Raw genomic sequence first — 20450 nt, 5'->3', positions numbered from 1 at the left:
TGTTCGACCCGATCAACAGCATGGCCCGCAAGGACGGCGGGAAGGGTGACGGCACGGATCGTTTCGCGGTGTGGCCGGCCGCCTCCCGCGACCTCGCCGGCCGCCTGGCCACCGGTCCGCGGAACTGTCCGCGACGATCCATCCGGGCGCCGAGCTAAAGTCCCTGCTGCCCGCCGGCGGGTCTGTCACCGACTCGGTGACGGTCGCCCCGGGGCTCGTGCAGACCCCGCAGATCCCGACGTCGTTCCTCCAGCTGCTGTCCACAGTGACCGTAGACTCGCCGGACTTCGCGTACCTGCGCCAGATTGCCCGCAACAACGCCGCGGCGCCTGTCGCCCCGGGCGCCCCTAAACCGACCTCGGAGTACGGCCTGGACCGTGTCGAGGGGTCGCTGCGGGTCGTGGCGCACCTGACCGAGCCGGTCGGCAAGTACGACCTGATCGACGTCGACGCCCTCACCCGGTTCCTCGATTCGGAGCTGCGCTACGGCCTGTTCTCCTGTGTCGAGGACCAAGTCCTCAACGGCGACGGCACGGGGCAGAACCTCACCGGCCTGCTCGAGACCTCCGGTGTGCAGACGCAGCCGTTCGCCGACGATCTGCTCACGACCCTGCGCCGGTCGGTGACCAAGCTCGAGAACGTGGGGCACCAGCCGACCGCCGTGGTGATCCGCCCGGAGGACTGGGAGGCCGTCGAACTGTCGACCTCGTCGGGGTCGGGCGAGTTCACGTTCGCCTCGTCGCCGATCGACCGGGCCGCGCGCCGCGTGTGGGGTGTTCAGGTGGCGGTGTCGAACGCGCTCCCGGTCGGGTCCGCGGTCATGCTCGACACATCGACCCTGGCGCTCTACTCGGACCGTCAGGGTGTCGCGGTCGAGTGGTCCACCTCCGGCGATGACTTCGATCGCAACCAGGTCCGCGCCCGGTGTGAGGGCCGGTTCCCTTTGGCCGTGTACCAGCCGACCGGGTCCGTGATCGTGTCCACCTCGGCCGCCACGGGCGTTTAAGACCGGCGATCCCCCGTCCCCATTCAGGCGAGGTGACCGCCCGAGCCCCGTTCCTCGTTATTGGGCCGTCGAGGGGCGGGGCTCAACCATGCCAGGGTGCCGAGCGCGCCGGTACTACCCCGGTGGCCGTCGAGGCGACCGCAACCGAGGTCTGAGACTATGGCCGGATGAAGCGATGGTTTATCACCACACTCATTGCCGTTGGTGTCCTGTTTCTGGGCATCGGTCTCGCGATCGGCGTTCTCAAGACTCACGGGTGGGTTGCGGAGTGGGTCGCCGCTGCTGGGCAAGTCGCCGGTGCCGCCGCCACAGCTGCCGCGGTGTTCTGGGCGGCAGCCACATTCGTTATTCAGCAGAAGGATCTACGGAAGCAGCGGGACGCAGAGCGAGCGGCAGCAATTGAACGGGAGGGCTTAGAAGCATCGAAGGTCTGGTCATGGGTGACGGTCGACGACCCTCGCAACTCCGGTGCAGACGGAGAGCCGCTGACATACGTGGTGGTCGTGGTCCGAAACCGGCTCGATCGAGACGTGTGGATTGAGTCCGCCGTACCAGTGGCCTTGCCGTATAGGGATGCTCCCGTGACCAAGGCGAGGTTGGCGCCAAATAGAGACAAGGCGTTTAAGTTCCCACTGAAGCACCACATTCCGGAGGGGGATTGGAGTAACGAGATGACGGATATCGGTGGATCAGTCGAGTCTTGTCTCAAGGGGGCGGAGGCGCTGACCGTGTATCGGATCGGCGAAAAGCAGTTCCAACGGCAAGGGGTGAATGCACCAGTCAGGTCGTGACTGCCGGGGACATATCGAAGCCCGTCGGATCGCTGGGGCTGGCCCCTCCACTGGTGTTTATTGATCCGGTAGCACAGAGCCCCGCCCCTCGCGCCAGCGGTGGCGGGGCTCTGCCGCGCGCTGGCCCGCGCAGCCAGATAGTCCGCACGAGTGCTCCTCGTCAGAATCGGGCACGCCCGTGATCTGGTACTGGCAACATTGTGAGCATCTAGTGTCGTGCGTGTGAAGTAGTTTTACAGTTGGGTTTGTGAAATCATGGGGCATGGCGAATCGACCTGCCCCGGCATTGATGTTGCGTCCCGGCGATCGCGAGAAGCTTGAGAGAATGACGCGCTCGCAGTCGATGTCGGCAGGCATGGTGCAGCGAGCTCGCATCGTGCTGCTGGCTTCGGAGGGCCGGCGTAATGCGGAGATCGCCGAGTTGGCCGGGGCGTCGCGGCCGAAGGTGAACCTCTGGCGGTCCAGGTACGAGGACAAGGGCATCGGGGGCCTGGCTGATGAGAAGCGTTCTGGTCGGCCGCGCACGATCGATCACGCGGAGATCGTGACGGCGACCTTGATGCCGCCGCCGAAGTCTCTGGGCGTGACCCACTGGTCGTCGCGGCTGCTGGCGTCCCGGTTGAAGGTCTCGGCCTCGACGGTGGTCACGGCGTGGCGTGCCTACGGGATCAAGCCGTGGCGCTCGGAGTCGTTCCGGTTCTCCACCGATCCTGAGCTGGTCGGCAAAGTCACCGACATCTGCGGCCTGTACCTGGCGCCGCCGGAGAACGCGATCGTGTTGTGCGTGGATGAGAAGTCCCAGATCCAGGCACTGGATCGTACTCAGCCGATCTTGCCGATGCAGCCCGGCCTGATCGAGCGGCGCAGCCACGACTACGTCCGGCACGGCACCAGCACCCTGTTCGCGGCGCTGGACATCGCCACCGGTCAGGTCACCGCCGCACTCAAACCGCGTCACCGGAACCAGGAGTTCCTGGCGTTTTTGAAGCAGATCGAGCGGGCGTACCGTCATGTCGTCGATGCCGACGGTCAGCCAGTTGAGCTGCACCTGGTGATGGACAACTACGCCGCCCACAAGCACGCAAACGTCAAGGCCTGGCTGGCCGAAAATCCCCGGTTCAAGGTCCACTTCACACCCACCCACGCGTCGTGGATGAACCTGGTCGAGGTGTGGTTCGGCATCGTCGAACGCCAGGCCATCCGCCGTGGGATCTTTACATCCGTCAAGGACCTCAACGCGAAGATCCGCGCCTTCATCGACGGCTGGAACCACCGATCCCACCCCTTCGTCTGGACGAAAACCGCCGACGAAGTCCTCAAGAAAGCCAACCGTAAGAAGACTTCAAATGCGGACCACTAGTCACACCTCGGCGCTGTTGCCGGGGCTTTCAACTTCGACAGGTACGGTATGGACCATGGACGCAGGGAAGCCGATCATCAGGGGCATGGGGACCATTCGCCTGAGCGACGGGGGCAGGATGGCCAAGATGGTCGCGAGCGAGAGGCAGCGGACCAAGACTCGGACCGCTCGATCGTTCCAGGCAACGGGGACGTCCATCCAGCGAGCGATGAGCAGCCGTGGAGGCACGCCCCGCGGATAGACGGCGGGGAACAACTGGAGCTCATCCAGCGGGAGGAAATACACTCCCACTTTGGCCCGATACCGGCGTCATGGACCTTGCGGGAATACGAAGACATCGTCCCCGGTTCGGCCCGGGAAATTATCGACGACGCGATGGCCAACTCTCGCCATGACCGGGAGATCTCGAGGGCTGGTGCGGATGCGAAGATCAAGATGGACCTTCGGGGCCAGTGGTTCGCGTTCGCAATTTGTGCAGTTCTAATTGCCAGCTCGCTCCTAATCTTGTTCGTACTTCCCGCGCCAGCGAACTACATCGTCGCCCCCCTGTTCGGTATCCCTGGCGCCGCCCCGGTGATCCTGGGCTTCCTGGGCATCGAGCTTGGCTCCAAGGGAAAAGGACGCGAGGACGAGGAGGGCCCCGGCAGTGACCTAGCCGAGACGCCGTAGGCAGCCAAGGGCACGGTTCGGGCACGAAAACCGGCACTTCTCACTAGTGCCCGACGGAACGGTCAACTCGTCCCTCCGCGTTGACCTGCACTGTCGGTGCCGTCCCGTAACGGTCGGAACCTCTAACCGTGCGATTCGACTTGAGAAGGTCGTCGGTTCGATTCCGACACGCGGCTCGAAGAGGAGCATCAGGCTAGTGGTCCGCATTTGAAGTCTTCTTACGGTTGGCTTTCTTGAGGACTTCGTCGGCGGTTTTCGTCCAGACGAAGGGGTGGGATCGGTGGTTCCAGCCGTCGATGAAGGCGCGGATCTTCGCGTTGAGGTCCTTGACGGATGTAAAGATCCCACGGCGGATGGCCTGGCGTTCGACGATGCCGAACCACACCTCGACCAGGTTCATCCACGACGCGTGGGTGGGTGTGAAGTGGACCTTGAACCGGGGATTTTCGGCCAGCCAGGCCTTGACGTTTGCGTGCTTGTGGGCGGCGTAGTTGTCCATCACCAGGTGCAGCTCAACTGGCTGACCGTCGGCATCGACGACATGACGGTACGCCCGCTCGATCTGCTTCAAAAACGCCAGGAACTCCTGGTTCCGGTGACGCGGTTTGAGTGCGGCGGTGACCTGACCGGTGGCGATGTCCAGCGCCGCGAACAGGGTGCTGGTGCCGTGCCGGACGTAGTCGTGGCTGCGCCGCTCGATCAGGCCGGGCTGCATCGGCAAGATCGGCTGAGTACGATCCAGTGCCTGGATCTGGGACTTCTCATCCACGCACAACACGATCGCGTTCTCCGGCGGCGCCAGGTACAGGCCGCAGATGTCGGTGACTTTGCCGACCAGCTCAGGATCGGTGGAGAACCGGAACGACTCCGAGCGCCACGGCTTGATCCCGTAGGCACGCCACGCCGTGACCACCGTCGAGGCCGAGACCTTCAACCGGGACGCCAGCAGCCGCGACGACCAGTGGGTCACGCCCAGAGACTTCGGCGGCGGCATCAAGGTCGCCGTCACGATCTCCGCGTGATCGATCGTGCGCGGCCGACCAGAACGCTTCTCATCAGCCAGGCCCCCGATGCCCTTGTCCTCGTACCTGGACCGCCAGAGGTTCACCTTCGGCCGCGACGCCCCGGCCAACTCGGCGATCTCCGCATTACGCCGGCCCTCCGAAGCCAGCAGCACGATGCGAGCTCGCTGCACCATGCCTGCCGACATCGACTGCGAGCGCGTCATTCTCTCAAGCTTCTCGCGATCGCCGGGACGCAACATCAATGCCGGGGCAGGTCGATTCGCCATGCCCCATGATTTCACAAACCCAACTGTAAAACTACTTCACACGCACGACACTAGGGGCCGTTTCCGCACTAGGCGGAGGCGGTCCCTTCGTCGTATGTGGACACCGTTTGGGCAAAAACTGTCCCGATGGACGCGGACCGGGCCTCATCCAGTCGCGCGGCCACCGCCTCCTGATCATCCGGGAACAGGTCCGAATACACGTCCAGGGTCATGGCGGCGGAGGCGTGGCCCAGCATGGTCTGCCTTGACGTTGGCTCCGGCGGAGATCGCCAGGGAGGCCGCCGTATGGCGGAGATCGTGGGGGGTGACCTTTGGGAACTCCGGGTCATCGAACCGTGCGGCCGTGAGGGCAGGAGAGAACACCCGTCGTCGCCAGTTCGACGGGCGGAGCACTCGGCTACCGGGGCCGGTAAACAGGAGATCGTCGCGGGACCGACCAACCATGAGGGCGGAGAGTTCGACCACGAGGAACGCCGGAACCGGCACCGTGCGGCGTGTGGAGGTCTTCCCGGGAGTGGTCAGGACCTTCCCCCCGGCCTCCGCCGCGGACCGCTGGACGGTGGCCCGGCGGTGGAGCATGGCTACGTCACCGATCACCAGGCCTGCCGCCTCCCCGAACCGTAGGCCGGTGTAAGCCAGGAACCGGACCAGGGCGGCGTCTCGGGGGCCTCCAGGCGTTCCGCCAGGGCCTCCGCCAGGCCGTGGGAGGTAACCCCTGGCCCGGTGCTGGCGGCGTGAGAGGGGCATGCCCAGGGCCGGGTTCGTGGCCAGGCGCCCGTCTTCGACGGCTACGGCCAGAATCTGCCGGAAGACACCGACCGCCCGCGTGATCGTGGACGCCCCAGCATCGGCGTTGTGGATTTCTGAGACCCATGTCTTCACGGCCGAGGGCTTGACCTTCCCCACCGGGACCTCTGCCCAGCGCGGGGCCACGTGGGACCGGTACACGGACAGGTTCGATTCCCTGGTGGTTTCCGCCAGGCCCTCCAGACCCGACACCCACCGCGCGGCGACGGTGCCCACGGTGACCCGCCCGGCCGGCGGAGCAACGTACCCGCAGACCGACTTGGAGTGTTCCGTGGACGTGGCGAAGGCGGAGGCGTCCCGCTTCGTGGAGAAGCCACGCTTCCGGGTCGTCTTACCCTCCAGGGGCTGGTACCTGACTTCGTACGTCTCGTACTTCGTGATCGTGGCCGTGGTCGTTTCACCTCTGTGGTGCCGCGAATGAGGGACACGCGGCGGTCGATGAGTTCGGCGTCCAGTCGGCCGTAGTCCAGGACGGTCTGGATCTGTTCGCGGCGGTCTGGTCCCAGGGTCTCCAGGACTGCCGGTGTCGCCGGCTCTGCTAGGCGGTCCAGGGACGCGCCGACCTGGACCTAGTCGATGACTACCTGGCCGCTCCGGTAGTCCGGCAGATGCACCTGTACGCCCAGATGGTCGACGGCCACAACCCGGTGACACGGGCGTGTGAAGCCCTTCGGGCCGGCCGCCCGGCCGTGGTGGGCTCCGGCTCCCTGCCTAGGGAGATCGTCCGGGAGTTCTTCGACCCCGACGAGAGGATCCACGTCCGTCTCCGCCTCCAGCGGGACCACGCCCGCGAGGTCGTGGACGACCGGCCGCCGGTCGTCTCGGAGGGCGACACCGTGGACGACACCGAGGTCTCGGAGGACGACGGCACCGTGGAGGAGGTGGCCGACCATGGGTGACTTCCGGGAAGCCCTGGAGGCCGTCCTGGCCCGGCCGGTGACCGACGCGGAACTCTCCCGCGCCCACAGACTGGGGCACCCGGCCGGCTGTCTCCTCCGCCGGGCCCACGGTCCCGTCTGGAGTGTTCCCGCTAAAGTGGCCACTGCAATTAAGCGGCGAGTTCGTATATGTCTCTGAATCCTAGTTCAAACTCGGCTGGTGTCAAATAGCCCAGTGTGGAATGTCGTCGGGCCCTATTGTAGTACTCCTCAATCCAGGTGAATGTGCTCTTTTTGAGTGCTTTTAGAGTGGGCCACGGGCGCGTGTGAATGAGTTCCTTCTTGTAGCTCGCGAAGAATGATTCTGCGACCGCGTTGTCGAAACAAATGCCAGTGCGCCCCAATGATCGTCGGATATTGTTTTTCGTGCAGTACTTATGGAAGTCGGTGGACGTGTATTGAGTTCCGCGATCGCTGTGGAATATGACTTTTCCGGGTGGTCGACGACGAGCGATGGCCATGTCCAGTGCGTCGGTGACCAGCTCGGTTCGCATGTGGTCGGCCACGGCCCATCCGACGACCATCCGGGAGTGCAGATCGATGACGGTGGCCAGGTACGCCCAGCCGTTCCAGGTCCGTACGTAAGTAATATCGCCGCACCATTTGGTGTTCGCCTCGGCCGCCGTGAAGTCGCGGCCGATGAGGTCAGGTGCCCCAACGGGGCTGTCTCCGGCGACGGTGGTGCGTTTCCACGCCTTCGGGTGGCGGCCTTCCAGACCTGCGACCTTCATGAGCCGCCACACCCGCTTGTGCGAGACCCGGTGGCCGCCGGCGGCGAGTTCCGCACGCATGCGCCGAACGCCGGGACGGCCGTTGAGGTGCTCGTAGTGGTACTCGATCAGCGCTGTTAACTCGTCGTCTCGGAGGTCTCGAGCTGAGCGCGACTTGCCGCGCCACTTGTAGTAGCCAGAAGTCGATACGCCGAGTTGAGCACACATGAACGTGACCGGATATGAATCGGATTCAGCCCAGTCCGCGATAGCCGCGAATTTCACCGCGGGTCTTTCGCGAACCAGGTCGCCTTGGATTCAAATCGTCAATGCAACAGGGCGGCGTAGCGTTCGGCGGGAGTGTCGTAGTCGAGGGTTTTCCGGGGCCGGTTGTTCAATCTCTCCGCGATTCGGTGCAAGTCAGCCTGGGAGTAGCCGTTCATGCTTGTCTTCTTCGGAAAATACTGACGAAGCCAGCGATTGGTGTTCTCGTTGGTGCCGCGCTGCCAGGGCGAGTGTGGGTCGGCGAAGTACACGCTGATCCCGGTGCCGGCGGCGACGTCTTTGTGTCCGGCCAGCTCCATGCCGCGGTCCCACGTCAGGGAGCGAGACATCGTCTCCGGGAGCGCCGACAGCTCCCGGCACAGTCCTTCAGTAACAGAGGACGCATGGCGTGAGTCGACCTGGACTAAGCAGGTGTAGCGGCTGGAGCGTTCCACGACCGTGGCGATCTGGGACTGCTCCGATCCGATTATCAAATCGCCTTCCCAGTGACCTGGAACAGCGCGGTCCGCGACGTCGTCTGGACGGGCATCAATCGACACGGCGTCTTTGATCTGCGAGCGCCACTGGCCGGAGGTGGTGTTGCTGACCGCGCGACGAATCGGTCTGCCGGTGCGCAACTGCTTCTGTAACGACTTGTCCAGCACATTCCAGGATTGGATGTACAGCGACCGATAGATCGCCTCGTGCGAGATCAGCATCCGCGACCCGGCTGGGTACTGCTTCTTCAGCCGACCAGCGATCTGTTCCGGAGACCATTCCTCTTTCAGTCGTGCAGCGACGTAGCCTCGCAGTACAGGGTTCGTGGCCAGCTTGGGCTTCTGAGGACGCCGGGCCCGGCGCCAGGCGCGGTCGTCTGCGTCGATGGCGCGATAGCGCTCCCTACCCTCGTTCTGCCCGACTTCTCGGCAGATCGTTGACGCAGGCCGTCCCAGCTGGCGACCGATCTGGCGGTACGAGTCGCCCGCCGCCAGACCGCGGGAGATCTCCTCCCGATCGGACAGACTCAATGTCCCCGCCCGGCGCTTCTGCGGCGACTGATAGATCCCGCCCTTGGGCCGCAGGATCGAAAACACCGAACCCGGCGGCGAGTCGACCGATCGCGAGATCTCACTGATCGACGACCCCGCCTTCCACATATCCCAGACCCGCTGCCGTTCCTCCGGCGGCAGTCCGGGCCGACCAATCTTAGCCATCGTCCACCTCCACCATAAATTGCTTGGTGTTGCGTTGACGGTTTGAGTCTAAGGCTACTTTTTTTGCGAACTCCACCTCCATCCGGGCGTGCTTCACTTCTTCGCGAAGGCGCTCGAGTTCCGCCCGCTCGTCCTCATTCAACGGGCGGTCAGACTCACCGTTTCCCTCGTCTCGAGTCTTCTTCACCCATTTCCCCAACGTCATCTCGTGAACGCCGATACTGCGTGCAACTTCGGCGATCGCACGGCCATCATCGATGACCAAACTTACCGCGTTGGCCTTGTACTCGGCAGTGAAGCTCCGACGAGTAGATCCCATAATCCGCTCCCTCTATCTTGGGGGAACTCACCGCTCATCTCCGGGTGTCCACCAGAGCGGGAACGGTCCAAGACACCCGAGGCCGAAGCACTTGGTGGCCCCGTTCTTGGCGGGGTCGCCGTCGTCGCCGGTGTCGTCGATGTACGCGAAGATCATGGTCTGAGCATAAGCGCACGACCGGACAGGGCAGTCAAACCCGGTGGTACCTCGAAAAGCATCCCCAACTGGGAAAACACACATGCGTAATTAGGGAATTGCGTGGCTCCCTTGCGGAAGTGGCGTTGTCGCGATGCGAAACCGCTGGTCACAGTGCTGCTCGCCTATCTGGAAGTGGCGTTCTAGCTGTAAACCCCGAGGTCGGAATAGGAATTGTCCACAAGCATCCCCCAGTAATCCACAGAGTTTTCCACAGACAACCTTCGGCGTGTTTTGAGTGGGGCAGCGAGGAGAGTTTGCGGCAGTTGAGGAGGCGGCAGTCGTTGGTCGTCGGGAGACCTGACCGTCATGCCCTAATGCGGCCTCTACCTGCCCAAGTTGCCGAAGTAGTCGCTTTCTGCCCAACCACCAGGGACCCGTCGGCGTCACGGGCTGGGGGTAGGAGGCGCCGGACTCCAGAAAGTGCCGGGTCGAATAGTCCTTCACGTACATGACGACGACTCCGGCGGCGGAGGGAACCTCCATGCCGTCAGGGCCGGCGAAGCGGTTCGTCAGCATCACGCCGTCCGTATGCGCAGTCGGCCCGACGTGGTGAGGGCAGGCGGCGGAGGGAAAGGGTCAGTCCTCGTCGTCGGCGTCTTCGATCCCCAGAACGGCATTGATCCGTTTCTCTCGCTCCTCACTCAGGCGGTCGAACTCGTCGTTGTCGAGTACGTGAAGTATCTGCGTGAGGCCGTCGAGGCGACCCGATGCCCAGAGGGCCTTTTGATCGTCTGCGGGGTTCGCTTTCTTGGCCTCGTCCCAGACGGCCCAAGTGTGGGGAATGGCCTTCACGAGGTAGTCGCGGATTTCTTCTGTCGTGATTTTCGAGAGCATGAGACAAGGTTGCCGCACCCCGGCGTCCGTCGACACGTTCTGGACACAGACTGTCCGTGTCCACCTATCCGTGACCAACGTGGCCAACACGCAAAATCCCTGGCCAGGAGGTTATGATTCTCTGGCCAGGGGCTGGTGGTTGTTCTCGTAGCGAGAAGGTCGTCGGTTCGATTCCGACACGCGGCTCCACCAGAAAATCCACGAACCCCGGTCCCCCCGGCCGGGGTTTCGTCGTCTCCCGGCCGCGGCGCCGAGCGGAGGGGAGGCGTCGGCGAACTGTGACGGCGACCGGGGCCACTGGATACAGTCGGGTACCGACGAGGTGGCCCGACACCGGGCCCCCGGAACGACAACGCCGATCCCGCTACCCAGGAAGAAGCCCCATGGCCTCAACGCCCCTGCTCGTCGAGCGAGCCGACCACATCGAGACGTGGACGCTCAACCTGCCCGACGTCCGTAACCCCATCTCGGACCCGGCGATCGTCGACGCGATCTGCGAGCGGGTGGCGGTGGCCAACGCGGACCATGACGTGCGCGCGGTCGTGCTCACCGGGGCGGGATCGGCGTTCTCCGCGGGCGGCAACGTCAAGGACATGGTGGACCGGGCCGGCATGTTCGGCGGAAGCCCGTACGAGCTCCGCGACGGGTACCGCCAGGGTATCCAGCGGATCCCGCGCGCCCTGTACCACTGCGAGGTGCCGGTGGTGGCCGCGGTCAACGGGCCGGCGGTGGGCGCGGGGTGCGACCTCGCCGTGATGTGTGACCTGAGGGTCGCGTCGACGAAGGCGTGGTTCGCGGAGAGCTTCGTCCAACTGGGCATCATCCCCGGCGACGGGGGTGCCTGGCTGCTCACCAAGGCGATCGGCCCGGCGAGAGCCGCGGAGATGGCCCTGACCGGGGACCGGGTCACGGCCGAGCAGGCTGTGACCTGGGGCCTGGTCAATGAGGTCGTGGCGCCCGAGGACCTGCTGAAGGCGGCCCACGCCCTGGCCGCGCGGGTCGCCAAGAACCCGCCGCATGCGGTGCGGATGGCCAAGCGTCTCCTGCGCGAATCCCAGCACCAGTCGTTGGAGTCGCTGCTCGAACTCTCGTCGGCGATGCAGGCGCTCGCCCACCACACAGAGGATCACCGCGAGGCGCTCGCCGCGTTCGGCGAGAAGCGCCCCGGCACCTACACCGGCCGCTAGCGGTTCCGATGCCGTCGCGAATCGCCCCACCGACCACCCTGGCGTCGAGGGAGATGACCGCCCTGCGGGGCGAGGTACGGTCGTTCCTATCCGACGAGATCGCCGCAGGCCGCCTCACCCCGTGGATCGACACGTGGCTGACCAGGTGGGACGAGGACTTCACCCGCCGGTTGGCCGAGCGCGGCTGGGTGGGGATGACGATCCCCACCGAGTACGGGGGTCACGGGCGCACCTTCCTCGAACGCTTCGTCGTGACCGAGGAACTCCTGTCCGTCGGGGCACCCGTGGCGGCGCAGTGGGTCGCCGACCGTCAGATCGCGCCGTCGCTGCTGCGGTACGGGACCGAGGAACAGAAGCGGGAGTACCTCCCCCGGATAGCTGCGGGCGAGTGCTGCTTCGGCATCGGGATGAGCGAACCGGACTCGGGGTCCGACCTCGCGAGCGTGCGGACGAAGGGCGTCCGGGTCGACGGCGGTTGGTCGATCACCGGGACGAAGGTGTGGACGTCCGGCGCCCAGCACGCCGAGGCTTTCATCGCCCTGTGCCGCACCGAACCTCTGGACACGTCGAACCGCCACGCGGGCCTGAGCCAGTTCATCGTGGACCTGCGCAGCGAGGGCGTCACCATCCGCCCCATCGTCTCGCTGTCGCGCGACCACCACTTCAACGAAGTCATCCTCGACGAGGTGTTCGTGCCCGACTCCATGGTGTTCGGCACCCTCGGTCACGGCTGGGAGCAGGTCAACTCGGAGCTGGCCTTCGAGAGGAGCGGTCCCGAGCGGTTCCTGTCCTCCTTCCGGGTGTTCGCCGCCGAGATCGGGGCGGTCGCCTCGGGGGCGCTGCCCGCCCGCGCCGACCTCGGCCGGTCGGTGGCTCGGATGGCCGGTCTGCACGCGCTCAGCCAGAACATCGCCGGGTCCCTCCAGCGGGGCGAGCCCGCGGACACCGCCGCCGCGCTGGTCAAGCTGTTGGGCACCACCACCGAGGGTGATCTCGTGGACGCGGTCTCCGCGGGCCTCGGCGACGAGTTCGCGGCCGGTGACGACCCGGTTGCGGCCGAACTGACGGACCTGCTGCGGGCGGGACTCCACCAACGCCCCGGATTCACGCTCCGCGGCGGGACCAACGAGATCCTGCGCGGCGTGATCGCGCGGGGACTGGGGATGCGATGAGCGACGGCACCGATCAGCACGCGGCGACCGCCGACCCGGGCGTCGACGAGGATCTGCTCACGATGATGCGCGACGTCCTCGCCGCGCACACCGGCGCCGACGGGGAACCCGACCCGGCGACGGTGTGGCAGAGCCTCGTCGAGGTGGGGCTCGCCCGGCTCACCGCCCCGGAGGCGGGCGGCGGGAGTGGCGCCGGTTGGGCCGAGGCGGCTGCTCTGCTCCGCCTGTCCGCGGCTGCGGGGGTGGCCGTCCCGTACGCCGAGACCGACCTCGTCGTCGGGCCCCTTCGCCGCGCCGCCTCGCTCGACGACGCCACCACGGCGACGGCGACCCTCGCGGTGATCGGCCCCGGCGGCCTCGCGCGGCGCGTGGCCTGGGCGGGTGGCACCGACACGGTCCTGTTCGTCCGACGGGTCCGAGGGGACGACGACGAGGTGGGCGGGCGCCGGACCGGCGGGTACGAGCTCGCCGAGGTGCCGACAGGCCGAATCGGCGTCGCGGCCGTCCGCGGGGTGTCCGCGGTCCCGCTGGCCGATGTGAGCCCGCCGGAGGACGCGACGTGGACCGCGGTCGACACCGCCGCTGTCGAGGCCGCCGTCCTGCGGGGAGCACTGGCCAGGGCGGTGCAGTGCGTGGGTGCGGCCGAGGGGATGCTCGACTCGGCCGTCGCGCACGCCACCCAGCGGAATCAGTTCGGCCGGCCACTGGCGCGGTTCCAGTCGGTGCAGAACCTCGTCGTCGACATCGCCGCGGAGACGGTCCTCGCTCGCGCGGCGGTCGACCAGGCCGTCGCGGACGCCATCACCACCGACCTCGGCGGGCCACTGTCCGGATTCCGGGTGGCCGTGGCGCGCAGCACGGTCTCGCAGGCCATGGCGGTGGCCGTCCGCAACGCCCACCAGGTCCACGGCGCGATGGGCACGACCCACGAGCACACCCTGCACCGCCTGACGCTGCCCGCGCTGCAGTGGCGCGGGGAGTTCGGCTCGGCCACGTTCTGGGAGTCCCTGCTCGCCGACGCGGCCGTGGCCGGCGGGATGGACGGGGCGTGGCCGATGGTCGTCGAGGGCACCCCGATCGACGGTGCGGCGGTGGCGTGGCTCGACCGCGTTACCCGGGCGCACCCCGCGCCCTCGCGGGACCGCTGAGCCCCGGGCTGGGCCGCGCGCCACGGGCCGCGATCTCGGTACCCTCGACACCAGTACCGAGAAAGGTCGTGTCGTGGAATTCCTCCTCATCGCCGCAGTGATCGCGGTGGCCGTCGCTGTGGTCTCGCGCAGTCAGAACAAGGGCCAGACCCAGCTGGAGGCGCAGGACAATCACCACCTCGCCGACCACCGGGCCGAGGCGGCCCGGTGGGTCGAGCGGCTCGGGGGCCAGGTGTTCAACCTGGACGGCACCGACGAGGCGTCCAAGCAGGCCATGGCCGACGCGTCGGAGCGCTACACGGCGGCCGTGTCCGAGTTGGAGAACGCCCGCACCCCGGTGCAGGCGCAGCTGGCCAAGGACACCGCGCTGGAGGGGCTGTACTACGTGCGTGCCGCGCGCTCGGCGATGGGCCTGGACCCGGGCCCTGAGCTGCCCAAGACCCCCGGACAGGACCGCGCCGGCCGTGTGACGGAGGACCGCGAGGTCGACGTCGAGGGCCGGACTATGAAGGCCGCGACCGATCCGAGCGACGAGACCCCGCACTACTACCCGGGCGGTGTCGTGGCCGGTCGACCGGTCCCGGCCGGCTGGTACTCGGAGCCCTGGTGGGCGTCGGCCCTCACCACGGGCGTGTGGATGATGGGCTCGATGATGATGTTCAACATGATGTTCGCCGGCATGTCGGGCATCGGGTACTCCGGTGAGGACTTCGCGTCCGGGGTGGGCGAGGGCGGCGCCGACGTCAGTGACATGGGCGGCGGCGACGGCGGCGAGGGGTTCTTCGACGGCGGACTCATGGGCGGGGACGGCGGCGATGGCGGAGGCGACGGCGGCGGATTCTTCGACGGTGGCCTGTTCGGCGGCGACGGCGGGGGAGACGGCGGCGGCGGTTTCTTCGACGGCGGCCTGTTCGGCGGCGACGGCGGCGGCTTCTTCGACTTCTGACCCGGCCGCGGTGCGCCCTGCCCGGTCGCGGTGCGCCGCGGTGGCTCAGCAGCCGGCCAGGACCCGGTCCATCGCGTCGCGCTCGGCCTGCGTCACCCACAGGCCGTACCGGTCCTTGACCAGCACCTGGCGCGAGACGTACGAGCACCGGAACTCGCGACGGGGCGGGAGCCAGGTGGCGGTGTCGCCGTCGCCCTTCTGCTGATTCGCCCACCCGGCCACGGCCAACAGGTTGAGCGGGTCGTTGGCGAAGTCACGCCGCTGCTCCTCGGTGAGCTGCTGTGCGCCCTTCTGCCACGCGTCCGACATCGCCACCACGTGGTCGATCTGAACCTCCGATGACGTGTCCTGCCCGCGGACGAAGTCAATCCGCTCCCCGGTGTACGGCCCTTCCAGGACGCCGGTGAGGACCACGCAGTCCCGCGTGCCGGGCCGGAAGGTGATGTCCCGGAGGTCGCGCTGGAGGATGTCGTTGCGGGTGTCGCAGCCGTTGCGGCCGAACTCCACGGACACGTCGTCGGTCCACGACTGCCCGAACAGGTCGCGGTCGTAGCCCGTCTTGGGCGCCCGGCCCTTGACCTCGAGCTGCGGCAGGGCCCCGCGGGCCGCCGCGACCAGGGGATCTCCGGGTGGGCCGGCGTCGGGGTCGACCGGGGGCGCGGGCTCGGCGGGGGGCGCCGGCTGCGCGTCGACGGGCGGGGGCTCCACCGGCGACGACGGCGAGGTGTTCCCCTCCGGGTCGACCGCCGACGTCGGGGGAGTGCCGACCGTGCCCGGGGCGCCGACCGTGCCCGGGGCGCCCTCCTCGGGTTCGGCGCACCAGCCGATCCCGGCCAGCACGGCCACCCCGAGGACGACGGCACCGATTGCACGAGGGGTTCCGGAACTCATGCGGGGCACCCTATCGAGGGCCTCCGACACCCCCGCCCGCGGCCGAGCATCGTCGCAGGCCGGAGCGCACCCACGGGCGCGACTGTGCCCATGATGGTCGTGGCGCCCGTACACCTGCATCGCAGCCGCTCCCCGGGGTGGCGTCTCGCACCCGCTTCGGGGCAGGCGAGACGCCATGTTGACGTGCGGCTGTCGCCCGGGCGTGCAGCCGCGCGAGCGAGACGCCAGGCGCGGGAGCGGATGCGTGGGGCGGGACCGGATGCGCGGCGATGCGGGTCTGCGGGGGCGCAGGCGTAGCGGCCATCGTTCCCGAGCGCCCTGACACTCAGGGGAGGGCACGTGCGCTCCCGCCGGGCCGACTAGCGTGGCCCGCGATGCCCCCCGCCACGTCCAGCCGCCGACCCACCCCGGGCACGCCCGACGACCGCACCCCGGGCACGCCCGACGTTCCCGCGCGGGCCCGGCCGACGGATCGCGGTCGGCTCGTCCTGGCGGCCTGCGCGCTGGTGGTGGCGGCCACGGCGGTGCGCACCTGGGTCGCCGCGGCGGGCTGGTTCTACTGGGACGATCTCCTCCTGCACGGCAGGGCGGCCGCGCAGGCGTTCCCGGATCCCGCGTTCCTGTTCGCGGACCACGACGGTCACCTCATGCCCGGCGCGATGGCCCTGACCTGGGTCGCGGCGCACGTCGCGCCGCTGGACTTCCGCGTGCCGCTGGTACAGATCGCGCTGCTCCAGCTGGTCGCGGGCGCCGCGCTCGCCCGGATGCTGTGGGTCCTGCTGGCCGGCCGGGCGATCCTGCTGGTCCCACTCGTGGCCACGCTCGCGATCCCGCTCGGCCTGCCGTCGGCCACGTGGTGGGCGGCCGCCCTCAACGCGCTGCCGCTCGCCGCCGCGATGGCGTGGACGGTGGCGTCGATAATCCTGCTCGCCCGCTCGGGTCGCCGACGCCATGCCGTGGGTGCCGCGGTGGCCACGGCTCTGGGGTTGCTGTTCGTCGAGAAGGCGCTCATCATCCCGGTGGTGGCCGCGGCGGTGCTGCTGGGGTCGTGGTGGACGGGCGGCGGAACACGCAGTGAGCTGCGGGCCCTGTGGCGTCGGACCCGCTGGGCCTGGTCGGCACTGGCCGCGATCGTCGTGGTGTGGGGGGCGGTGTTCCTCGTCGTCGTCGGCCGTCTCGGGGGAGGATCGTCGGGCGGGTTCCCGGCCGGGACCGAGGGCGGGGACGACACCGGCGGCACCGGCGCCGGGAGCCCGGGGCCCGGATTCGTCGACCTGGTGGACCACACCTACCGGCTGGCGGTGGTGCCGACGCTGGGCGGGGGACCGTGGAGCTGGGAGCGCTGGCACCCGGGACCCCCGATGGCAGACCCGTCGACGATGGCCGTCGTCGTGGGCGCCCTGGCGGTCGCGGCGGTCCTGGCGTGGTCCGTTTTCACCCGGCGGCGCACCGGTGCGATCTGGGTGGCCGCTGCGCTGTACCCGATGGTGACGGTGGTCCTGGTCGCGGTGGGGCGCACCGGCCCGGACACCGCGACGGAGATCGTGCAGACCCTCCGGTACCACTCCGAACTGCCGGTGGTGCTGGCTGCGGCCGCCGCTCTGGCGATCGCCGCACCGCGCCGGCAGGACGCCCGGCGCCGGCAGGACGCCCCGCGCCGGCAGGACGCCGCGCCCGGGGAGCGCGCCGCGCCCGAGGGGGACCCCGCCCCGCGGATCGGCCGCGCGGGGACGTGGCTGCCGGCGGCGGGCGCGCTCGGCCTGGTCGCGCTGCTCGCCTCCTCCGCCGTCTCGACCGTCTCGTACCGCCAGGTGTGGTCGGAGCAGCCGTCCCGCGACTACACCGAGCCGCTGCTCGCGGCGCTGCGCGAGCGCACCGAGCCCCTGCTCGACAAGGAGGTCCCGCTCGAGGTGCTGCTCCCCCTGACGACGCCCGCCAACCGGCTGTCCGCGCTGCTCGCCGGGGTGCCGGGGGTTCCGGCGGTGGGGGCGTGGACCCGCGACCCGGTGGCGATCGACGCGCACGGGGCGCTGCATCCCGCCGACGTGGTCCCGGGCCGCACCATCCCGCAGGGGCCGGTGCCCGGCTGCGGCCACCAGGTCGGTCCGGACGGCGCCCGGATCGCCCTGGACGGTCCGCTGCTCGGCCGCGACTGGGTGGTCCGGCTCCACCTCCTCGCTGACGCCGACGGTCACGTCGCGGTCCGTCTCGACGACGGCGACGAGGTGACGGCCCCCGTCCAGGCCGGGCCGGGGACGGTGTACGTCCGCCTCGAGGGCGGGGGGACGGGCCTGACCGTCTCCCCGGGCGGGGGCGCCTCCCAGCTGTGCGTGGGCAGCGGACCGGTCGGCGTACTCGTGCCGCGCTGAGGTTCCACGGCCCGGTGGACCATAATGGGCGGGTCGGACGGCGGGCCCACGGACGCCGAGAGGGACACGGACACGGACAGGGCCAGAACACGGACAGGTCCAGGAACGGAGGCGGGTCATCGACATCGCGTTGGTCATGATGACCCTCACCGCGCTCCTGGTGGTGCCCGGCGCGATCGTGGGCGCCGCCGCGCAACTGCCCCTGCGTCTCGCGCTGGGCACGTCGATCCCGGTCTCGTTCGGGATCGCCGCGATGGCCGGCTACGTCTACGGCCGGGTCGGGGTGCCGTGGTCGCTCGGCGCCTACGTGGTCGCCACGGCCGCGACCGCCGCGGTGGTCGGCGTGGTGGGGCTGCTGATCACCGGGGCGACATGGGTGTGGCGACGACGACGACGAGGCCGCGACGCCACGCCGGCGGACGGGCGACGCCGTCGCCGGCGCCGCCGAACCGGCCGGGTCAGCCGACTCCGCAGGGTTCGCGGGACCGCTGGGGTCGAGCGCCCCGGCCGGGTGGACGGCCGGCCCGGGCGGCGCTCGTGGTGGTGGCTGCTGCCGGGCGCGGCGATCCTGGCGAGCGCCTGGCTGATCGGCCAGATGATCCTCACCGAACTCTCGGCGACCCCCGGCGGCACGGCGAACATCTTCCAGGGCTGGGACGCCCACTGGCACGCCAACTACATCCGCTTCATCCATGACCTCGGCGTGGCGTCGCCCGACCTCGCCGGGGAGCTGCGTTACCCGGAGAACGGCGCGACGCTCTACTACCCGAGCACGTGGCACTCGATCGCCGCCCTGGTCATGGGCCTGCGCGGGATCGGCGCCGTCGAGACGTACAACCTCGTGCAGATCGGCAGTGTCGCGCTCGTGTTCCCGCTGGGCGTGGCGGCGTTGGCGTGGCTGATCACCCACCGCCGGTTCTCCCGGCCCGTGGTGGCCACCTCGGCGGCCGTGGCCGCGATGGCCACCCCGCTGTTCCCGGGTCTGCCGTTCGTCGAGGTGATGGTGGCCGCCACCCCGTCGGCCGTGGCCAACGGCATGGCCGGCCTGGGGGCCGCGGTCGTGGTGGCGGCCCTGGCCGATCGGCGGCTCATCCCCGCCGCCGCGCTCGGACTGGTCGGTATCGGCGGCGTCCATCCGTCGGCCATGGTCACCGCGGCCGTGTTCGTGCTGTTCTGGTGGCTGTTCGACGGGCTGTGGCGGCCGGTCCGCGGTCGCGTGCGCGACTTCGTGGTGTTGGCCGGTATCGGGCTCGCCGGGGTGCTCACCCTGTTGCCGCAGGTGCTCACGGTGTCCGAGGAGGCCGACGACATCTCGGCCTTCGAGTTCCAGATCGACGCCGACCGCGCCGCCACCTGGGGCAAGGCGGTAGCACTGCAGGTGCGCCACGTCGAGGACTGGGGCGTGCGGTGGGTGCTGCTGTCCCTGGCCGCGCTGGGCCTGGTGGTGATGCTGCGCCGCAAGGTGTTCTGGCCGCTGCTGCTGTGGGGCGGGCTGCTGGTGGTGTGCGTCAACTCGATGAGCGTGTTCGGCAACTGGACCGGCGGTGTGCTCCGCGGGATCGGCAGCATCTACTACAACGACCCCCGCCGGATCGGGGTGGTGCTGGCCGTGGTCGTGGCCGCGGCGGTGGGTGTGGGCGTCGGGGCGACCGTCCAGGCGCTGGCGGGATGGTTAGGCAGGCTCGTCGATCCCCTCACCGACCCGGACGGTGGCGGCGTCCGGCTCGCCCGGGTGGCCGTGGCGCTGGCCGCCGTGGTGGGGGTGGGGTCCTGGGTGGTGCAGGCCTCGCCCGAGTACGCGGTCGCGGCCGGGGTGAACCAGCGGTGGAACCGCATGGTCGACGAGCACGACCTGCGCGCCTTCCGCTGGCTGTCCGAGCAGCCGCAGGCCTACTCGGGTCTCATCTACACCAATCCCGACGAGGGCTCGGGCTGGATGTACGCCACCGACGGGTTGCCCTCGACCTCGCGGCACTACCTGCAACCCGGCGCCACGGCCCCGCTGACCACCTATCTGTTCTCCCGGATGGACGAGGCCGGGGTGAACCCCCGCGTCGACCGGGCGTTGGGGGAGCTCGGTGTGACGTACGTGTACGTGAGCCCGCCCAACTACTGGGGGTTCCAGAAGCCCAACGAGCACCTGTTGCGCCTCGACGGCACGCCCGGCCTGGCCAAGGTGTATGCCGAGTCGCAGGTACGGATCTACGCGGTGCGGGACGCGTTCACCGACGCCGAACTGGCGCAGATTGTGGAGGACTCCCCGTTCCCGCCCGAGCGGCGGTCCCCGCTCACCCGGGCGACCGGGACATACGGGCCGGAGTGACCTCGCCACCGGT

The 20450-nt window shown here is 68.7% G+C and carries 21 protein-coding genes; 12 read left to right on the top strand and 9 right to left on the bottom strand.

Features of this window, described 5'->3' with window-relative positions; all coding sequences use genetic code 11:
* Positions 1–70 precede the first annotated feature (70 nt).
* The 4 genes from CK206_RS08345 to CK206_RS20590 all read left to right on the top strand — a co-directional run bounded on the left by CK206_RS08345 (position 71) and on the right by CK206_RS20590 (position 3826).
* Entirely contained in the window at positions 71–1006 is a 936-nt protein-coding gene (locus CK206_RS08345; RefSeq protein WP_096906139.1) for a phage major capsid protein, read from the top strand.
* 167 nt (positions 1007–1173) lie between these two features.
* Positions 1174–1797, top strand: a complete 624-nt coding sequence (locus CK206_RS19515) for a hypothetical protein (RefSeq protein WP_143337707.1) — start codon at positions 1174–1176, stop codon at positions 1795–1797.
* A gap of 262 nt (positions 1798–2059) precedes the next feature.
* On the top strand, positions 2060–3157 hold the full coding sequence (locus tag CK206_RS08340) for an IS630 family transposase (protein WP_081470573.1): 1098 nt from the start codon (positions 2060–2062) through the stop codon (positions 3155–3157).
* A gap of 48 nt (positions 3158–3205) precedes the next feature.
* A complete protein-coding gene (locus CK206_RS20590; protein ID WP_096906138.1) occupies positions 3206–3826 on the top strand; it encodes a DUF2335 domain-containing protein in 621 nt (206 codons plus the stop codon).
* Positions 3827–4019: 193 nt separating this feature from the next.
* On the opposite strand, the gene CK206_RS08330 is transcribed toward CK206_RS20590, so the two are convergent.
* From CK206_RS08330 to CK206_RS20740, 3 genes are all read right to left on the bottom strand, one after another.
* Positions 4020–5117, bottom strand: a complete 1098-nt coding sequence (locus CK206_RS08330; protein WP_081470573.1) for an IS630 family transposase — start codon at positions 5115–5117, stop codon at positions 4020–4022.
* Between the two features lie 68 nt (positions 5118–5185).
* The gene (locus tag CK206_RS19990; RefSeq protein ID WP_173674743.1) at positions 5186–5353 is read right to left on the bottom strand and encodes a hypothetical protein; all 168 of its coding nucleotides are present in this window, start codon (positions 5351–5353) and stop codon (positions 5186–5188) included.
* Positions 5292–5864 (bottom strand): tyrosine-type recombinase/integrase, encoded by a 573-nt coding sequence (locus CK206_RS20740; RefSeq protein WP_363426216.1) that lies wholly within the window; start codon positions 5862–5864, stop codon positions 5292–5294. The genes CK206_RS19990 and CK206_RS20740 overlap by 62 nt, the downstream gene beginning before the upstream one ends.
* Positions 5865–5943: 79 nt before the next feature.
* Between CK206_RS20740 and CK206_RS20290 the strand changes: the two genes are divergently transcribed.
* Entirely contained in the window at positions 5944–6345 is a 402-nt protein-coding gene (locus tag CK206_RS20290) for a hypothetical protein (protein ID WP_254050522.1), read from the top strand.
* A gap of 187 nt (positions 6346–6532) precedes the next feature.
* A complete protein-coding gene (locus tag CK206_RS08315) occupies positions 6533–6823 on the top strand; it encodes a hypothetical protein (protein ID WP_096906135.1) in 291 nt (96 codons plus the stop codon).
* 149 nt (positions 6824–6972) lie between these two features.
* On the opposite strand, the gene CK206_RS08310 is transcribed toward CK206_RS08315, so the two are convergent.
* From CK206_RS08310 to CK206_RS08295, 5 genes are all read right to left on the bottom strand, one after another.
* Positions 6973–7878 carry an IS3 family transposase gene (locus CK206_RS08310; RefSeq protein WP_223210264.1) on the bottom strand — a complete coding sequence of 302 codons (906 nt, stop codon included), beginning with the start codon at positions 7876–7878 and terminating at the stop codon, positions 6973–6975.
* Between the two features lie 20 nt (positions 7879–7898).
* Positions 7899–9050: an IS30 family transposase gene (locus CK206_RS08305; protein WP_007633757.1), complete on the bottom strand. Its 1152-nt coding sequence runs from the start codon at positions 9048–9050 to the stop codon at positions 7899–7901.
* Positions 9043–9369 (bottom strand): transposase, encoded by a 327-nt coding sequence (locus CK206_RS08300; protein ID WP_096906134.1) that lies wholly within the window; start codon positions 9367–9369, stop codon positions 9043–9045. Before CK206_RS08300 ends, CK206_RS08305 begins: the two co-directional genes overlap by 8 nt.
* Positions 9370–9396: 27 nt before the next feature.
* Entirely contained in the window at positions 9397–9525 is a 129-nt protein-coding gene (locus tag CK206_RS20105; protein ID WP_216824125.1) for a DUF3800 domain-containing protein, read from the bottom strand.
* A 618-nt stretch (positions 9526–10143) separates the two neighbouring features.
* Positions 10144–10401 carry a hypothetical protein gene (locus CK206_RS08295; RefSeq protein ID WP_096906133.1) on the bottom strand — a complete coding sequence of 86 codons (258 nt, stop codon included), beginning with the start codon at positions 10399–10401 and terminating at the stop codon, positions 10144–10146.
* Positions 10402–10784: 383 nt separating this feature from the next.
* On the opposite strand from CK206_RS08295, the gene CK206_RS08290 reads away from it, so the two are divergent.
* From CK206_RS08290 to CK206_RS08275, 4 genes are all read left to right on the top strand, one after another.
* On the top strand, positions 10785–11588 hold the full coding sequence (locus tag CK206_RS08290) for a crotonase/enoyl-CoA hydratase family protein (RefSeq protein ID WP_096906132.1): 804 nt from the start codon (positions 10785–10787) through the stop codon (positions 11586–11588).
* Between the two features lie 8 nt (positions 11589–11596).
* A complete protein-coding gene (locus CK206_RS08285) occupies positions 11597–12760 on the top strand; it encodes an acyl-CoA dehydrogenase family protein (RefSeq protein ID WP_096906131.1) in 1164 nt (387 codons plus the stop codon).
* A complete protein-coding gene (locus tag CK206_RS08280) occupies positions 12757–13908 on the top strand; it encodes an acyl-CoA dehydrogenase family protein (protein ID WP_096906130.1) in 1152 nt (383 codons plus the stop codon). The genes CK206_RS08285 and CK206_RS08280 overlap by 4 nt, the downstream gene beginning before the upstream one ends.
* A 73-nt stretch (positions 13909–13981) precedes the next feature.
* Positions 13982–14854: a hypothetical protein gene (locus CK206_RS08275; RefSeq protein ID WP_096906129.1), complete on the top strand. Its 873-nt coding sequence runs from the start codon at positions 13982–13984 to the stop codon at positions 14852–14854.
* Between the two features lie 45 nt (positions 14855–14899).
* Here CK206_RS08275 and CK206_RS08270 read toward each other — a convergent pair whose 3' ends face one another.
* Positions 14900–15745 (bottom strand): HNH endonuclease family protein, encoded by an 846-nt coding sequence (locus CK206_RS08270; RefSeq protein ID WP_067711506.1) that lies wholly within the window; start codon positions 15743–15745, stop codon positions 14900–14902.
* A gap of 374 nt (positions 15746–16119) precedes the next feature.
* On the opposite strand from CK206_RS08270, the gene CK206_RS08265 reads away from it, so the two are divergent.
* Together CK206_RS08265 and CK206_RS08260 are read left to right on the top strand one after the other, a co-directional pair.
* Complete coding sequence (locus tag CK206_RS08265) at positions 16120–18114, top strand: hypothetical protein (protein WP_254050521.1); 1995 nt, start codon at positions 16120–16122, stop codon at positions 18112–18114.
* Between the two features lie 136 nt (positions 18115–18250).
* Positions 18251–20437, top strand: coding sequence for a DUF6541 family protein (locus CK206_RS08260; protein ID WP_173674782.1), 2187 nt, complete (start codon positions 18251–18253; stop codon positions 20435–20437).
* Positions 20438–20450: the final 13 nt, after the last annotated feature.

Origin of the sequence: Dietzia sp. WMMA184, from assembly GCF_002441635.1 — a bacterium.
Lineage (GTDB): Bacteria > Actinomycetota > Actinomycetes > Mycobacteriales > Mycobacteriaceae > Dietzia > Dietzia kunjamensis.
The sequence above is the reverse complement of the archived record's forward strand: the minus strand, read 5'-3'. Positions and strand labels throughout refer to the sequence as shown.

Excerpts from the sequence above, each read along its gene's own strand:
- CK206_RS19515 (WP_143337707.1), top strand. The coding sequence starts at position 1,174 with ATGAAGCGATGGTTTATCACCACACTCATTGCCGTTGGTGTCCTGTTT.
- CK206_RS08340 (WP_081470573.1), top strand. The coding sequence starts at position 2,060 with ATGGCGAATCGACCTGCCCCGGCATTGATGTTGCGTCCCGGCGATCGC.
- CK206_RS20590 (WP_096906138.1), top strand. The coding sequence starts at position 3,206 with ATGGACCATGGACGCAGGGAAGCCGATCATCAGGGGCATGGGGACCAT.
- CK206_RS08330 (WP_081470573.1), bottom strand. The coding sequence starts at position 5,117 with ATGGCGAATCGACCTGCCCCGGCATTGATGTTGCGTCCCGGCGATCGC.
- CK206_RS19990 (WP_173674743.1), bottom strand. The coding sequence starts at position 5,353 with ATGCTGGGCCACGCCTCCGCCGCCATGACCCTGGACGTGTATTCGGAC.
- CK206_RS20740 (WP_363426216.1), bottom strand. The coding sequence starts at position 5,864 with ATGCCCCTCTCACGCCGCCAGCACCGGGCCAGGGGTTACCTCCCACGG.
- CK206_RS08315 (WP_096906135.1), top strand. The coding sequence starts at position 6,533 with ATGCACCTGTACGCCCAGATGGTCGACGGCCACAACCCGGTGACACGG.
- CK206_RS08305 (WP_007633757.1), bottom strand. The coding sequence starts at position 9,050 with ATGGCTAAGATTGGTCGGCCCGGACTGCCGCCGGAGGAACGGCAGCGG.
- CK206_RS08300 (WP_096906134.1), bottom strand. The coding sequence starts at position 9,369 with ATGGGATCTACTCGTCGGAGCTTCACTGCCGAGTACAAGGCCAACGCG.
- CK206_RS20105 (WP_216824125.1), bottom strand. The coding sequence starts at position 9,525 with ATGATCTTCGCGTACATCGACGACACCGGCGACGACGGCGACCCCGCC.
- CK206_RS08295 (WP_096906133.1), bottom strand. The coding sequence starts at position 10,401 with ATGCTCTCGAAAATCACGACAGAAGAAATCCGCGACTACCTCGTGAAG.
- CK206_RS08290 (WP_096906132.1), top strand. The coding sequence starts at position 10,785 with ATGGCCTCAACGCCCCTGCTCGTCGAGCGAGCCGACCACATCGAGACG.
- CK206_RS08285 (WP_096906131.1), top strand. The coding sequence starts at position 11,597 with ATGCCGTCGCGAATCGCCCCACCGACCACCCTGGCGTCGAGGGAGATG.
- CK206_RS08280 (WP_096906130.1), top strand. The coding sequence starts at position 12,757 with ATGAGCGACGGCACCGATCAGCACGCGGCGACCGCCGACCCGGGCGTC.
- CK206_RS08270 (WP_067711506.1), bottom strand. The coding sequence starts at position 15,745 with ATGAGTTCCGGAACCCCTCGTGCAATCGGTGCCGTCGTCCTCGGGGTG.
- CK206_RS08265 (WP_254050521.1), top strand. The coding sequence starts at position 16,120 with ATGCCCCCCGCCACGTCCAGCCGCCGACCCACCCCGGGCACGCCCGAC.
- CK206_RS08260 (WP_173674782.1), top strand. The coding sequence starts at position 18,251 with ATGATGACCCTCACCGCGCTCCTGGTGGTGCCCGGCGCGATCGTGGGC.